General features: G+C 64.0%; 16 protein-coding genes. 8 read left to right on the top strand and 8 right to left on the bottom strand.

Annotation, left to right across the window (positions count from 1 at the left end; all coding sequences use genetic code 11):
* Window positions 1–17: 17 nt before the first annotated feature.
* Window positions 18–422, top strand: a complete 405-nt coding sequence (locus X743_RS157015) for a GFA family protein (protein WP_023765474.1) — start codon at window positions 18–20, stop codon at window positions 420–422.
* A gap of 21 nt (window positions 423–443) precedes the next feature.
* Here the strand turns inward: X743_RS157015 and X743_RS157020 are convergent, their stop codons facing one another.
* Complete coding sequence (locus X743_RS157020) at window positions 444–1,715, bottom strand: DNA recombination protein RmuC (protein ID WP_023765473.1); 1,272 nt, start codon at window positions 1,713–1,715, stop codon at window positions 444–446.
* Between the two features lie 103 nt (window positions 1,716–1,818).
* On the opposite strand from X743_RS157020, the gene def reads away from it, so the two are divergent.
* From def to truA, 4 genes are read left to right on the top strand one after another with little or no spacing between them, the layout of a single operon-like run.
* Window positions 1,819–2,349, top strand: coding sequence for a peptide deformylase (gene def, locus X743_RS157025; protein WP_023765472.1), 531 nt, complete (start codon window positions 1,819–1,821; stop codon window positions 2,347–2,349).
* A 3-nt stretch (window positions 2,350–2,352) separates the two neighbouring features.
* A complete protein-coding gene (gene fmt / locus X743_RS157030; protein WP_023765471.1) occupies window positions 2,353–3,306 on the top strand; it encodes a methionyl-tRNA formyltransferase in 954 nt (317 codons plus the stop codon).
* Window positions 3,303–3,809, top strand: coding sequence for an N-acetyltransferase (locus X743_RS157035; RefSeq protein ID WP_023765470.1), 507 nt, complete (start codon window positions 3,303–3,305; stop codon window positions 3,807–3,809). The genes fmt and X743_RS157035 overlap by 4 nt, the downstream gene beginning before the upstream one ends.
* A 23-nt stretch (window positions 3,810–3,832) precedes the next feature.
* Window positions 3,833–4,582, top strand: a complete 750-nt coding sequence (truA, locus tag X743_RS157040) for a tRNA pseudouridine(38-40) synthase TruA (protein WP_023765469.1) — start codon at window positions 3,833–3,835, stop codon at window positions 4,580–4,582.
* Here truA and X743_RS157045 read toward each other — a convergent pair.
* On the bottom strand, window positions 4,570–5,202 hold the full coding sequence (locus tag X743_RS157045) for a hypothetical protein (protein ID WP_023765468.1): 633 nt from the start codon (window positions 5,200–5,202) through the stop codon (window positions 4,570–4,572). The genes truA and X743_RS157045 overlap by 13 nt on opposite strands.
* A gap of 5 nt (window positions 5,203–5,207) precedes the next feature.
* Entirely contained in the window at window positions 5,208–6,401 is a 1,194-nt protein-coding gene (gene dapE / locus X743_RS157050) for a succinyl-diaminopimelate desuccinylase (protein ID WP_023765467.1), read from the bottom strand.
* A 127-nt stretch (window positions 6,402–6,528) separates the two neighbouring features.
* Between dapE and X743_RS1000000170540 the strand changes: the two genes are divergently transcribed.
* On the top strand, window positions 6,529–7,596 hold the full coding sequence (locus X743_RS1000000170540; protein ID WP_084555484.1) for a 2-dehydropantoate 2-reductase: 1,068 nt from the start codon (window positions 6,529–6,531) through the stop codon (window positions 7,594–7,596).
* Here X743_RS1000000170540 and X743_RS157060 read toward each other — a convergent pair.
* From X743_RS157060 to dapD, 4 genes are all read right to left on the bottom strand, one after another.
* Window positions 7,499–8,272: a hypothetical protein gene (locus X743_RS157060; RefSeq protein WP_023765464.1), complete on the bottom strand. Its 774-nt coding sequence runs from the start codon at window positions 8,270–8,272 to the stop codon at window positions 7,499–7,501. The two genes, X743_RS1000000170540 and X743_RS157060, sit on opposite strands and share 98 nt — an antisense overlap.
* Before the next feature lie 13 nt (window positions 8,273–8,285).
* The gene (locus X743_RS157065) at window positions 8,286–8,663 is read right to left on the bottom strand and encodes a DUF805 domain-containing protein (protein ID WP_023765463.1); all 378 of its coding nucleotides are present in this window, start codon (window positions 8,661–8,663) and stop codon (window positions 8,286–8,288) included.
* On the bottom strand, window positions 8,656–9,009 hold the full coding sequence (locus X743_RS157070; protein ID WP_023765462.1) for a DUF805 domain-containing protein: 354 nt from the start codon (window positions 9,007–9,009) through the stop codon (window positions 8,656–8,658). The genes X743_RS157065 and X743_RS157070 overlap by 8 nt, the downstream gene beginning before the upstream one ends.
* Before the next feature lie 72 nt (window positions 9,010–9,081).
* Window positions 9,082–9,936, bottom strand: a complete 855-nt coding sequence (dapD, locus tag X743_RS157075; protein WP_013891857.1) for a 2,3,4,5-tetrahydropyridine-2,6-dicarboxylate N-succinyltransferase — start codon at window positions 9,934–9,936, stop codon at window positions 9,082–9,084.
* A gap of 222 nt (window positions 9,937–10,158) precedes the next feature.
* On the opposite strand from dapD, the gene X743_RS157080 reads away from it, so the two are divergent.
* On the top strand, window positions 10,159–11,004 hold the full coding sequence (locus X743_RS157080; RefSeq protein ID WP_013891858.1) for an LOG family protein: 846 nt from the start codon (window positions 10,159–10,161) through the stop codon (window positions 11,002–11,004).
* Between the two features lie 124 nt (window positions 11,005–11,128).
* On the opposite strand, the gene X743_RS157085 is transcribed toward X743_RS157080, so the two are convergent.
* Window positions 11,129–11,848: a pyrimidine 5'-nucleotidase gene (locus tag X743_RS157085; RefSeq protein WP_023765461.1), complete on the bottom strand. Its 720-nt coding sequence runs from the start codon at window positions 11,846–11,848 to the stop codon at window positions 11,129–11,131.
* A gap of 161 nt (window positions 11,849–12,009) precedes the next feature.
* On the opposite strand from X743_RS157085, the gene X743_RS157090 reads away from it, so the two are divergent.
* The gene (locus X743_RS157090; protein WP_023765460.1) at window positions 12,010–12,771 is read left to right on the top strand and encodes a GGDEF domain-containing protein; all 762 of its coding nucleotides are present in this window, start codon (window positions 12,010–12,012) and stop codon (window positions 12,769–12,771) included.
* Window positions 12,772–12,909 lie beyond the last annotated feature (138 nt).

Here is a 12,909-nt window from a genome sequence, read left to right as displayed (position 1 = left end):
TTGCAGGAGGAGCGACGATGAAGATAGACGGCGGATGCCACTGTGGCGCCATCACCTACGAAGCGGAGGTCGACCCGGAAAAGACGTCGATCTGCCATTGCACGGATTGCCAGCAGCTGACCGGCACCGCCTTTCGCGTGACGGTTCCGGCGCCGGAAAACAACTACCGGATCACGCGCGGCACCCCGAAAATCTACATCAAGACCGTGGCGAGCGGCGCCAAGCGCGTCCAGGCCTTTTGCCCAGACTGCGGCTCGCACCTTTACGCCACGTCGGTCGGCGATGGTCCGAAGGTCTATGGAATTCGGGTGGGGACCGCAAGGCAACGTCAGGATCTGGTTCCGACACTGCAGAAATGGCACCGCTCGGCGCTGCACTGGCTGCCTGAATTTCAGGGCATGACCACGGTGGAGGAGCAGTAGCGCCGGGTCAGGTGCCGCGCCTCAATCGTCGCCTTCGACGACCCTCAGCCTGAGCTGACCGGTCTTCGAATCGGCGACGCGGGGGCCGGCGTCGGCCTTCGCGGCCGGTGCACGTGAGGCGCCGTCCGGGCCGGCATCGCCGTCTGGCTGCGCGCCGAATTCCAGCGCCTCGATCTTCTGGCCGCGCTTGGTGACCTTCGATGTCGAGACCAGGATATCGTCGATGTCCTTGGCCGACTGGCCGAAATGGACCTGCAATTTGCGCACCCGCTCGTCGACCCGCGCGACATCCTCCATCAGCCGGATCACCTCGCCCTGGATCAGATGCGCCTGTTCGCGCATGCGGGCGTCCTTGAGGATGGCCTGGATGACCTGGATCGACAGCATCAGCAGCGACGGCGAAACGATGACGACGCGCGCCCGATGTGCCTTGTGGACGATCGCCTCGAAATTCTCGTGGATTTCGGCGAACACCGATTCCGACGGCACGAACATGAAGGCGGTGTCCTGGGTCTCGCCCTGGATCAGGTATTTTTCCGAGATGTCGCGGACATGGATCTCGATGTCGCGGCGGAAGGCCTGGGCCGCGACCTTCTGCAGGTCGGCGCCATCGGCGGCACGGATGGCGTTCCATGCCTCCAGCGGGAACTTGGCATCGATGGCCAGCGACGGCGCGCCATTCGGCATTTTCACCAGACAATCGGGCCGGCTGCCGTTCGACAGCGTCGCCTGGAACTCGTAAGCGCCATGCGGCAGACCGTCGGCGACGATCGCCTCCATGCGCGACTGGCCGAAGGCGCCGCGCGTCTGCTTGTTGGATAGGATCGCCTGCAACTGCACGACCTGGCCGGCGAGCGACTGGATGTTGCCCTGCGCGGTATCGATGACCGCCAGCCGCTCCTGCAGCTTGGCCAGGCTTTCATGGGTGGATTTGGTCTGTTCGGTCATGGTCTGGCCGATGCGGCCGGTCATGGCGTCGAGACGCTGGCCGATCGATTGCGTCAGCTCTGCCTGGCGCGCGCCGAACACTTCGGCGATAGCGCCCATGCGGCCCTGCATCTCCGCCTGGGATTGCAGAATGCCGGCCATCCGCGCCTCGGCGTCGCGGGCGTGGTCGGCGGCTTCGGCAGCCGCCACGGCGCGCGCCTTGGCCGACCGCCACAGCGCGACGACAAGCGCCACGACCAGGCCAAGAAACAGCAATGCGCCGAAAGCCAGCGCGTGGCCAAGCGTGATCGTGGAGGCGCCAAGCCGTGCGACGGGCTCCGAAAGGATGGTGCTCAGGTCATTCATGTGGACAGCATAGCCGATTCGGCCCGACGACACAGATCAAAACGTGAACGAGGCTCAGACGCCCCGGTTGACGCTTTTCGCTGGACGTCTTAGGTGGAACGCCATGCCGATCAAGCCGCTCATCATCCTTCCCGACCCCATCCTGCGCCAGGTTTCCAAGCCGGTGGAACGCGTCGACGCGCCGTTGCGCGGATTAGCCGACGACATGCTTGCGACCATGTATGACGCGCCAGGCATCGGGCTGGCCGCGATCCAGATCGGCGAACCCCTGCGCATGCTGGTGATCGATCTCGCCAAGGAAGACGAGACGCCGGCGCCGCATGTCTTCATCAATCCCGAGATCCTGGAAAGCGCCGACCAGCGCTCCGTCTACGAGGAAGGCTGCCTGTCCATCCCCGACTATTACGCCGAGGTCGAACGCCCCGCTTCGGTGCGTGTGAAATATCTCGATCGCGACGGCAAGCTGCAGGAGATGGAGGCCGAGGGGCTGATGGCGACCTGCCTGCAGCACGAGATCGATCATCTCAACGGCGTGCTGTTCATCGACCACATCTCGAAGCTGAAGCGAGACATGGTGGTGAAGAAGTTCAAGAAGCTCGCCAAGGACAAGGCGCCGGGCAAACTGGTGGGATAGGGAATGCCCCTTCGCGTCATCTTCATGGGCACGCCTGAGTTTTCGGTGCCGACGTTGCGCGCCATTGCCGAAGCGGGACACCAGATTGCAGCCGTCTATACCCAGCCGCCGCGCGCCGCCGGACGGCGCGGGCTGGAACTGACGCCGTCGCCGGTACAGCGCGAGGCGGAGCGGCTGGGCGTCGAGGTGCGGACGCCCGTATCGCTGAAAGGCGAAGCCGAGCAGGCCGCTTTGCATGCCCTGGAGGCCGATATCGCCGTGGTCGTCGCCTATGGGTTGCTGCTGCCCAAAGCGGTCCTCGACGCGCCCCGGCTCGGCTGCATCAACGGCCATGCGTCACTGTTGCCGCGCTGGCGGGGCGCGGCTCCCATCCAGCGCGCCATCATGGCGGGCGACCTGGAAACCGGCATGATGGTGATGCGCATGGATGAGGGCCTGGACACCGGGCCGGTGGGACTGGTTGAAAAATGCGGCATCGAACCCGATATGACTGCCGGCGATCTGCATGATCGGTTGATGAGCGTCGGTGCTGCCCTGATGGTGGAAGCGCTGGCGCGGCTGGAAGAGAACACCCTGAGATTTACCGCACAGGCCGTGGACGGGGTGACTTACGCCAGAAAAATCGATAAATCCGAGACGCACGTGGACTGGACGCGGCCAGCGGCCGAGGTCCACAACACCATTCGCGGCCTGTCGCCCTTTCCCGGCGCCTGGTCCGAGATTGACATTGGCGGCCGCCCGGAGCGGCTGAAACTGCTTCGCTCGACGCTGTCCGAAGGCCTGCCGCTTTCGGATGATCTGGGCGAGTCGGGAGGCATTCTCGATGAGCGGCTGACGGTGGCCTGCGGAACAGGCGCGGTCAGGCTGGTCGAAGTTCAACGCGCGGGCGGAAGGCCCGCTGCCGCGTCGGAATTCCTGCGCGGGGCCAAGATCGAAAAAGGAATGAAGTTCTCATGAGCATGATGTCGATACGCGCGGCGACGCCGCGGGATCGCGAGGCCATTCGCGACGTCGAGGAACACGCTTTCGGCCAGCAGGCGGAAGCCGGGCTGGTCGATGCGCTGGTGACGGGCGGCGATGCCATCGTCGAACTGGTGGCGGAGGAAGATGGGCAAGTGGTCGGCCACATCCTGTTTTCCCGGCTGTTCGTCCAAAATGGCGGCAAGAGCTTCGCGGCAGTGGCGCTCGCGCCGCTGGCGGTGGAGCCCTCCTTCCATGGCAGCGGCATTGGCGGCGCGCTGATCCGCGAGGCGCATATCCGCCTCAAGGATGCCGGCGAGACGCTGGCCGTGGTGCTGGGCGATCCACCCTATTACGGCCGTTTCGGCTACAGCCATGCGCGGGCCGAAAAGTTCGAGAGCGAATACCAGGGCGAAGCGCTGCAGGCGCTGGCCTGGGGCGACGCTCCGGAAGCCGGCAGGCTGATCTACGCTTCCGCCTTCACCGCTCTCGCCGCCTAGGCGAAAGCGTATAGCCGCCCGGCATGCCGCGATTTCGCCTCGACATCGAATATGACGGCAGCCTTTTCGCCGGCTGGCAGCACCAGGCCGATCAGCCTTCGGTGCAGCAGGCGATCGAAGAGGCGATCGAAAAGTTCTGCGGCGAGGCGGTGCGACTGCGCGCCGCCGGCCGCACCGATGCAGGCGTGCATGCGACCGCCCAGGTGGCGCATGTCGACCTCGTCAAGGCGTGGCCTGGCGACAAGGTGCGCGATGCCGTCAACGCCCATCTGCAGGCGGCGGGCGCACGCGTTGTCATCCTCAAGGCGGACGTCGCCCCCGACGATTTCGACGCCCGCTTCTCGGCCACCGGCCGCCACTATCTCTACCGCATCCTCAACCGGCGCGCGCCCTCGGCTCTGGAGAAGGGAAAGGTGTGGTGGGTGCCGAAGCAGCTCGATGCCGGCGCCATGCACGAAGCGGCGAAGATCTTGCTCGGGCGGCACGACTTCACCACCTTCCGCTCGACGCAGTGCCAGGCCAACAGCCCGGTCCGGACGCTGGAGCGGCTCGACGTGAGCAGACAGGGCGACATGATCGAGGTGCGGGCTTCGGCACGCTCCTTCCTGCACAACCAGGTGCGCTCGATGGTCGGTTCGCTCAAGCGCGTCGGCGACGGCAGCTGGAGCGCCGGTGACCTCAAGGCGGCGCTCGAAGCGCGCGACCGCGCCGCCTGCGGCCAGGTGGCGCCGCCCGACGGGCTTTTCCTCATTGGCGTAGACTATCCCGGATAGAGCCCGGAAAGGCTCTGAGCCCCGACATCGTCCGGCACGGCGATGCCGAGCAGCATCTGCAGCCCGAACAGCACCAGCAGCGACGCGATGAACATGCCGACGAAGACGGCGGTGCCGACCGCCGCTCCCTTGCCGATCGTGGCGTTCGTCATGCGCCAGGTCAGCACCATCGACAGGGCAAACAACAGCAGCGATACGAGGCTCGAGACCTGGCTTGCCGACGACAGGAAGAGCCTGGTCAGCGCCGATGGCAGCATCAGCCAGGCGGTGATCGCCGAGGCCCAGTTGCTGGCAACGACATAGTGGACGAAACGGCCACCGATACCAGCGCGCGGCGCCACCAGGGCGAGCGCGACCAGCGGCAGCACCCAGGAGCCGATATCGACGGTCGCCAGCCGCAGCAGCATGCTGAAGCGACCCGCAAAGGCGTCGGGATCGCCGATCTCGTTGGCGATGCCGACCCAGCCGACGATCAGCGCCGGCGCGGCAACGATGATGGCGAAGAAGGAATTCCAGAACCCGTCGGCCGACAGGTCGAGCAGGCGCAGGCCGTCGACCTTGCCGAGCATCAACCGCCAGGCGCCGATCAGCGAAGCTTGGGTTTCGTCCGCGGAAAGCATGCCGTTCAGCCCTGCCCGAACCAGTCTTCGATGAAGCGCTGGTAGATTCGCGTCAGTGTTTCGAGATCGGCAATGGCGACGCGCTCATCGACCATGTGCATGGTCTTGCCGACCAGGCCGAACTCGACCACCGGACAATAATCCTTGATGAAGCGCGCGTCCGACGTGCCGCCCGAGGTCGATAGCGTCGGCTCCTTGCCAACAGCCGACTTGATCGAGCCGGCAAGCGTTTCGACCAGCCGGTCGTCACGGGTCAGGAAGACATGGCTCGGTCGGTCGCGCCAGACGAGATCGTAATCGACCGGCGTCTTCTTGCCCGGCCGATATTTCTTGCGGCCGGCCGCCTGGTCGAGGCGGTTGTGGATTTCGGCCTGAAGGGTTTCGGCCGTCCAGGTGTCGTTGAAGCGGATGTTGAAGACAGCGACCGCCTTCGCCGGGATGACATTGGTGGCCGGGTTGCCGACATCGATTGAGGTGATCTCCAGATTGGTCGGCTGGAAATCCTTGGTCCCCTTGTCGAAGACGGGATGCAGCAAGGCGTCGACCAGGCTCATCAGCCCACGCACCGGATTGTCGGCAAGCTGCGGATAGGCGGCATGGCCCTGGCGGCCATTGACGGTGACGGCACCCGACATCGAACCGCGCCGGCCGATCTTGACCATGTCGCCGAGCGCATCCGGGTTGGTCGGCTCGCCGACGAGCGAGGCATCCCACTTCTCGCCCCTGGACGCCGCCCATTCAAGCAGCTTGATCGTGCCGTTGATGGCGGGTCCTTCCTCGTCACCGGTGATCAGCAGCGAGACCGAGCCTTTCGGGCCGCCATTTGCCTCGACATGGCGCGCCACGGCGGCGATGAAACAGGCAATGCCGCCCTTCATGTCGACGGCGCCACGTCCATACATCTCGCCATTGGCGATTTCGGCGGCGAAAGGCGGATGCGTCCAGGCGGCTTCGTCGCCGACCGGCACGACATCGGTATGACCGGCAAACATCAGATGCGGGCCGTTGCCGGAGCGCCTTGCATAAAGGTTCTCGATGTCGGGCGTGCCATCCTCGGAGAACACCGGCCGGTCAACCAGGAAGCCGAGCGGTTTCAGCATCGTTTCCAGCGCGCCGAGCGCGCCGCCTTCGGCTGGTGTCACCGAAGCGCAACGGATAAGGGTGGCGAGGTTCGCGGCGGGGTCGGTCGGCAGCGTCATGGCAAAACCGATAGTCGAAAGCTGAGGGCCTGTCACGGCCAGACATAGGGGGCAGCCCAATGGCCTGACAAAGCGCCGACATTATGGTTTTCATGTCGTATAGTCGCGGCCGCGTCGGAACGACAGAATGACAAACGGCGGGAAGAAGATCGTCATTGCCGGTGCCGGCAGCATCGGCTGCTACGCCGGCGGCTGCCTGGCTCTTGCCCGACGCCAAGTGATCCTGCTGGCCCGGCCGCGCATAGAGGCGGCGCTGCGCCAGGGCGGATTGCGCGTCAGCGACCTCGAAGGCCGTGATCGCCTGGTCAAGCCGGATGCGCTCGGGATCACCATGGATCCGGCCACCGCCTTGCGGCAAGCCGACGTTATCCTGGTGACGGTCAAGAGCGGCGCGACGCAGAAGATGGCCACCCTAATCAAGGCCCATGCCCGCCCCGATGCCGTCGTGATCAGCCTGCAGAACGGCGTCGACAATGCCGACAGGCTGCGTGCCGGGCTTGATCAACCAACAGGACTTGGCCATCAAACGGTGCTGGCCGGCATGGTGCCGTTCAATGTGGTGCAATCGCCGGACGGCGAATTGCCGTTGCGCGTGCATCGCGCCAGCGACGGCAAGGTGATGATCGAGGACGGTCTTGCCGGCCTCCTCGATGTCGCCAGGTTTTTGAATGTCGAAGGGCTGGCGGTCGAAACCCATGGCGACATGAAGGCGGTGCTGTGGGGTAAGCTTCTGATGAACCTGAACAACGCACTGGTGGCGCTTTCGGACCTGACGCTGGCGCGCGAACTCGCCGATCGCCGCTGGCGGCTGATCCTGGCCGGCCAGATCGACGAAGCGCTGCGGGCGATGAAAGCCTCAGGCATCGAGCCGGCCCGTGTCGCCGGCTTGCGGCCGGCGCTGCTGCCGAAGGTGCTCAGGCTGCCGGACTGGGTGTTCAGGCTTTTGGCGCGACGCATGCTGGCGATCGACCCTGAGGCCCGCTCGTCGATGTGGGACGATCTGCGGCGCGGCCGGCCGACGGAGATCGTCGAATTGCAAGGGGCGGTGCTCAGCCTCGCCGAAAGAACGGGCACGCCGGCGCCGCTCTTGAAAAGCGTTACCGCTTTGGTGCGCGCGGCCGAAGCGGCGCGGCTTGGGCCGCCGGGCCTGACGCCGGAACAGGTTCTGCCGCCGGGTGGCCCTCGATCAGCGTGATCTTCTGCCAGATCTTGCGTGACAGGTTGGAGCTCAGATTCTCGATGTCGTTTACGCCGTCGATGACCACGGCGTCATTGACCGACTGGGCGAACAAGGCGGCGATCTTGCCGGTGATCGACAGCATTTCCGAGCAATAGTCGAGATAACGCGCCAGATCCGCGGCATTGGTGATGCGGGCTGGCGAGTGCAGGGTCGGCTTGAAATTGGCCGACAGCGCCGCTGGATCCTTGGTCAGCTGATGCATGTCGATGACGTGGATCAGCGAGCGCAGACCGTGCAGCTGGCGAAACACCTGCTTGCGCTTGATGCGTTCCTCGGTGCGGATCAGGGCCAGGAAGCCGAGCACGGCGAGGATCATCATGTTGATCGTGGCTTCGATGCCTTGCACCGACTGCACTGCGTCGTCGGCCTGGGAAATGTGAATGAGCGGCAGGATGGTGCCGACGAACAGGAAGACCAGCGCGCCGGCGACGACGGCGGCGACGATGATGCCGCGCAGCCACCAGATCGGTGCCTCGAGCCCCTTGGCCGCCTTGGCCAGGTCGCGCGACAGCGACACCAGTTCGGCGGCGACGCCGCGCAGTCCCGCTTCGGGGAAACGGTCGGCGATGCGGCCCTCCAGCCGCTCGGCGGTCTCGACGATCAGTTTCGGATCAAGCGTACGGTAGCGCATGCCCGATCGATCCTCAGGGTTGTTCCGGCTCGTTGGTGCGCCGGCCATAGCGGTTGGGTCCAGGCTGCCCTGGAAACAGGCACAATACAAGGAAGGCGACGATCGAGACGACCGGTACGAACAGGATCAGCGCGGCAATGCCCGGCTTGTCGAGGTCGTGCAGCCGCTTCACGGCCAGCACGATGTTCGACCACAGCGAGGCGATGAAGGCGACGAAGAAGATGAACGACCACATGTTGCTCTCGGCCGAGCCTTCCGGCACCAGCGTGAAGCGGTACAGCGGAAACGCCTGAATGATGGCGACGAGCAGTCCGCCCAGAAAATAGGCCGCGCGGCTGACGCGGCCCGATGTCTTGAAGAAAAGCCAGGTGAGATTTGAACTGTCAGGCAAGCGGGTCCGGTCCGTATTGATTGGCACCCTTGGTGCCTTCGAGAATGCCGCACTCTACCAGGAACCAGATCGCGCCGATGAACGGCACCAGGATGATCAGGCTCCACCAACCCGACTTGCCCCGATCGTGCCAGCGTTTGGCGTAGAAGGCGAAGACCGAATAGAGCATGGCAAGCGAGTAGAGCAAATAGATAAAGCCGTAAGGCATCTGGTTGAACGTCGTGCCCAGTATGTTGTCGAGGATCATCGCGATTACCGCGCCGACGAAAATGACGCCGACGCTGGCCCAGAACTTCGCGCGGTTGATGCGACCCTCATAGCTGGTCAGCAGATATTTCCAGTCCATGTCACCCCTCCATGTTGAACCAGCGCGACCGATTGCCGCGCCGGCGGAAGGTGCGCCCACCCGGCGGAAAGATCAATCGCGCAGCAACTCGTTGATCGAGGTCTTGGACCTGGTCTTGGCGTCGACACGCTTGACGATGACGGCGCAGTAGAGGCTGGGGCCGGGCTCGTTGTTCGGCAACGGCTTGCCAGGCATCGAGCCGGCGACGACGACGGAATTCGGCGGCACCTCGCCATAGAAGACCTCGCCGGTGGCGCGGTCGACGATCTTGGTCGACTGGCCGATGAAGACGCCCATGCCGAGCACCGAGCCTTCGCGCACGATGCAGCCCTCGACGACTTCCGAGCGCGCGCCGATAAAGCAATTGTCCTCGATGATGGTAGGACCGGCCTGCATCGGCTCCAGCACGCCGCCGATGCCGACGCCGCCGGAAAGATGCACGTTCTTGCCGATCTGGGCGCAGGAGCCGACCCCGACCCAGGTGTCGACCATGGTGCCGGTATCGATATAGGCGCCGACATTGACGAACGACGGCATCAGCACCGCGCCCGGGGCGACATAGGCGGAGCGGCGCACGATCGATCCCGGCACGGCGCGGAAACCCGCCTTCTCGAAGTCGACGGCGCTCCAGCCGTCGAACTTGGACGCCACCTTGTCCCACCACACAGCCTGGCCCGGGCCGCCCTTGATGATCTCCATCGGGTTGAGCCGGAAGGAGAGCAGCACCGCCTTCTTCAGCCACTGGTTGACGTGCCACTTGCCGTCGTCCTGCCGCTCGGCGACGCGCACCGTGCCGCGATCGAGCAGATCGAGTGCCGACTGGATGGCATCGCGCGTCTCGCCGCGGGTCGCGGTCGAAATCGTATCGCGCTCCTCGAAGGCCTTCTCGATGGTCTTTTCGAGGCTTGCCAGATCGGGCTTCGACATGATTTCGCTCCATTACCAAGCTGTTAAGGGCCTGAGCCTTAACCTGTTTAAAAGTCGCGGACCTCTGGCAGGCTTTGCCTGCCTCGGTCTTTGCATGTGGCAGGTTCTTGTCGCAAAACCGCAGGACACTTTTGCGGAACCTGCTTATGTTAAGGCTGTATGAGGGTCAATCGCGTGTGCGTCACGGGACGGCGCAGTTAAGGGAATTGGACGGTGGATTCGATGACTCCCATGGAAAAGGCGGGATGGACGCCGCTGCCGCATTCGGACGAGGATCTGGAGCGGTCGAGAAGCGTACCGGACACGCCGCAGACGCGGGCCGAGACCTACCGGCTGGCCTGGAACGATCCCGAGTTCATGACGCGGCGCGAATTGCGCGCGGTCCGGCTGCAGCTCGAACTCCTGAAGCCGGAAATGATCCTGGCCGAGCGCGGTATCCATTCCACGGTGATCCTGTTCGGCGGCGCGCGTTTGCCCGAGCCCGGCGGCGAAGCCTGGGCGGCCAAGAACGAGACGCAGAAAAAGAACCTCGAGGAAAACAGCAAATATTACGAGGAGGCGCGCAAATTCGCCCGTCTCTGCTCGCAGCAGTCGGCGACGTCATACTACCGCGAATATGTCGTGGTGACCGGCGGCGGACCCGGCGTGATGGAAGCCGGCAACCGCGGCGCCGACGATGTCGGCGCGCCGTCGATCGGGCTCAACATCGTCTTGCCGCACGAGCAGGCGCCGAACGCCTATGTGACGCCGGAGCTGTGCTTCAACTTCCACTATTTCGCCATCCGCAAGATGCACTTCGTCATGCGCGCCAAGGCGGTGGCGGTGTTTCCCGGCGGCTTCGGCACGATGGACGAATTCTTCGAAACGCTGACCCTGATCCAGACCGGACGCATGGAACGCGTGCCGGTGATCCTGTTCGGCAAGTCGTTCTGGAAAAGGGCGATCGATCTCGACTTCCTCGCCGAACAGGGCACGATCAGCCCCGGCGACCAGGACATCATCGATTTCGTCGACACCGCCGACGAAGCGTGGGGGATTATCAGCCGGTTCTACAAGCTGGGGGAGTAGGTAGGGGAACTGGGGAATTGAAGAACTGAAGAACTGAGGAACTGAGGAACTGAGGAACTGAGGAACTGAGGAAAAAGGGAGCCGGACCGTTCCTCTGTTCCTAGTTCCCCAATTCCCCAGTTCTTCAGTTCTTCAATTCCTCTACCCCTGCCACAATCGCCGTGAGAAACGTCGCCAGATCGTCGGTGACGAAGTCGACGTCGTCCTCTTGCGCGGGGTCGCGCTCCCATATTTCGGAGAAGGTCGGCTCGAAATTGCGCGGCACCACCAGAACGGTGGTCATGCCCAGAGATTTCGGCACGGAAAGGTTGCGGGCGAGATCTTCGAACATCACCGCATTGTGGCCGGTGACGGCGTGCAGTTCGGCGAACTTCTCGTAGGTCTGGCGCGCCGGCTTGGGATTGAGGTCGGCGGCGATGATATCGAAGATGTCGTCGAAATGGTCGAGGATGCCGAGCTGGCGCGCGGTGCGCTCGGCGTGCCTGCGGTCGCCATTGGTGAAGATGAACTTGCGGCCGGGAAGCTGCCGGATGGCGGTGCCGAGAACGGGGTCGGGCACCAGCCACGAATAGTCGATGTCGTGGACCTTCTCGAGGAAATCGTCGGGGTCGATGCCGTGGCGCGTCATCAGCCCGTTCAGCGTCGTGCCATATTCGAGATAAAGCTCCTTCTGCAGCTTGCGTGCCTCGTCGCGCGGCAGCGCCAGCAACTCGCCGATATAGGCGGTCATCTTGACGTCGATCTGCGAGAACAGATTCGAATGGTGCGGATAGAGCGTGTTGTCGAGATCGAACACCCAGTCGGTGACATGAGCGAAGCGAGCGGGATCGGGGAGCGTAGTCATGTGCCCCTTATGGCATGAAACGCGGATTCCGAAATGCACTTTATCCACAACTTCCGCGCGACCCGAGTAGCAAAAACAGGCTCACGATTCAAATTTTAGGCATCCGGGAAAGGTGGCATTCAGGGCTTGCTGGCACAGAGACAGTCCTGTGGGAGCCAGCGATGAACACCATAATTCTGAAGTCCGCCGCCATCGCTTTCGCCTCCGTCGCCATCTCTCTCCTGCTAACCCTGATCATCGTCCCGGCCATGGGGTTTCCGATGAGCCGGACGATCTGGCTGACCTCGACTGTTTGTCCGCTGGTACTCGCCTGGGTTGCTTGTGCCAGCACCTTCTGGCAGAGCGACAGGCTGAAGAATGCGCATCGCGAACTTGCCCGGGCGCACGCCCAGCTGGCCGCCGCGCATCGCCGCCTGGCGGAAAAGGCAAGCCGCGACGACATGACCGGCATGCTCAACCGGGAGAGCTTCTTCGCCGCGCTGGATGGTTCCCGACGCAAGTCCGATCGCGGCGCGCTGCTGATCATCGACGCCGACCATTTCAAGAAGATCAACGACAGTTTCGGTCACTTGACCGGTGACGATGCGCTGCTGCTGATCGCCAGCGCGATCGAACGGGGCGTGCGCCACGGCGACGTGCTCGGCCGCATCGGCGGCGAGGAGTTCGGCGCGTTCCTGGTCGGAGCCACCGAGCAGGAGGCCAAGCGTGTCGCCGAGCGCATTCGCCGCGAGGTCGAGCTGATCCGCTTCCGGCCCGTCGACGAGCGGACCATTCCGCTGACCGTCAGCATCGGCGGCACCGTCTGCGGCGAGGAAGCCAATGTATCGGAGCTGATGCGCGCCGCCGACCGGCGCCTCTATCAAGCCAAGCACGCGGGCCGTAACCTGTCGGTCCTCGATACGGATATCTCTGCCGCCGCTTAAGCCGCCGGCGAATGGCCGGGAGACCGGGGCCACTCAAGCCAGCGCCGCCGTCAAGAGATTTCTAACTTTGTTTGCAGCCGCCCGCGCCATTATCCGGCTTGAAACGGCTTCACGGTTAGGTTTGGCACGAAACAAGCT

Source organism: Mesorhizobium sp. LNHC232B00 (assembly GCF_000502435.1).
GTDB lineage: Bacteria > Pseudomonadota > Alphaproteobacteria > Rhizobiales > Rhizobiaceae > Mesorhizobium > Mesorhizobium opportunistum.
This window is presented reverse-complemented; position numbering and strand designations above follow the sequence as displayed.

Excerpts from the sequence above, each read along its gene's own strand:
- X743_RS157015 (WP_023765474.1), top strand. The coding sequence starts at position 18 with ATGAAGATAGACGGCGGATGCCACTGTGGCGCCATCACCTACGAAGCG.
- X743_RS157020 (WP_023765473.1), bottom strand. The coding sequence starts at position 1,715 with ATGAATGACCTGAGCACCATCCTTTCGGAGCCCGTCGCACGGCTTGGC.
- def (WP_023765472.1), top strand. The coding sequence starts at position 1,819 with ATGCCGATCAAGCCGCTCATCATCCTTCCCGACCCCATCCTGCGCCAG.
- fmt (WP_023765471.1), top strand. The coding sequence starts at position 2,353 with ATGCCCCTTCGCGTCATCTTCATGGGCACGCCTGAGTTTTCGGTGCCG.
- X743_RS157035 (WP_023765470.1), top strand. The coding sequence starts at position 3,303 with ATGAGCATGATGTCGATACGCGCGGCGACGCCGCGGGATCGCGAGGCC.
- truA (WP_023765469.1), top strand. The coding sequence starts at position 3,833 with ATGCCGCGATTTCGCCTCGACATCGAATATGACGGCAGCCTTTTCGCC.
- X743_RS157045 (WP_023765468.1), bottom strand. The coding sequence starts at position 5,202 with ATGCTTTCCGCGGACGAAACCCAAGCTTCGCTGATCGGCGCCTGGCGG.
- dapE (WP_023765467.1), bottom strand. The coding sequence starts at position 6,401 with ATGACGCTGCCGACCGACCCCGCCGCGAACCTCGCCACCCTTATCCGT.
- X743_RS1000000170540 (WP_084555484.1), top strand. The coding sequence starts at position 6,529 with ATGACAAACGGCGGGAAGAAGATCGTCATTGCCGGTGCCGGCAGCATC.
- X743_RS157060 (WP_023765464.1), bottom strand. The coding sequence starts at position 8,272 with ATGCGCTACCGTACGCTTGATCCGAAACTGATCGTCGAGACCGCCGAG.
- X743_RS157070 (WP_023765462.1), bottom strand. The coding sequence starts at position 9,009 with ATGGACTGGAAATATCTGCTGACCAGCTATGAGGGTCGCATCAACCGC.
- dapD (WP_013891857.1), bottom strand. The coding sequence starts at position 9,936 with ATGTCGAAGCCCGATCTGGCAAGCCTCGAAAAGACCATCGAGAAGGCC.
- X743_RS157080 (WP_013891858.1), top strand. The coding sequence starts at position 10,159 with ATGACTCCCATGGAAAAGGCGGGATGGACGCCGCTGCCGCATTCGGAC.
- X743_RS157085 (WP_023765461.1), bottom strand. The coding sequence starts at position 11,848 with ATGACTACGCTCCCCGATCCCGCTCGCTTCGCTCATGTCACCGACTGG.
- X743_RS157090 (WP_023765460.1), top strand. The coding sequence starts at position 12,010 with ATGAACACCATAATTCTGAAGTCCGCCGCCATCGCTTTCGCCTCCGTC.